Origin of the sequence: Paraburkholderia sediminicola (assembly GCF_046027825.1) — a bacterium.
Taxonomy (GTDB): domain Bacteria; phylum Pseudomonadota; class Gammaproteobacteria; order Burkholderiales; family Burkholderiaceae; genus Paraburkholderia; species Paraburkholderia sediminicola_D.
Genome location: NZ_JAQQDU010000296.1, coordinates 1 through 285, shown reverse-complemented (window position 1 = coordinate 285; position 285 = coordinate 1). Strand labels below are relative to the sequence as shown.

1 pseudogene is annotated in these 285 nt (G+C 44.6%); it reads right to left on the bottom strand.

The features are described 5' to 3' along the window. A pseudogene (locus tag PQQ96_RS42305) lies at positions 1-285 on the bottom strand (hypothetical protein); the annotation flags it as partial.

Genomic DNA, 285 nt, shown 5'->3' with positions numbered 1-285 from the left:
TTAACCAGTTAACTTGATAATGCTGTCGGTCGACAGCAACATACATCTTCGGCAAGACGAAATCCGGCTTCAATAATCGGGCTTCTCGACTTCCAGAATACAGGCGGCACTGGTTGTAAATGAATTCGATTTTGTCGTAGACGGCCTTGGGCGCCAAGGTCGTCGTCTCGACAATCCGAGACAAAGGGGCTTGATTCACAATTAAAATAAAGACGTCCCGGTTTTTTTCTGAACGCCTTTGTCCTGCTATTGATTTTTGTTTGCCAATGAATGTCTTTTTACACG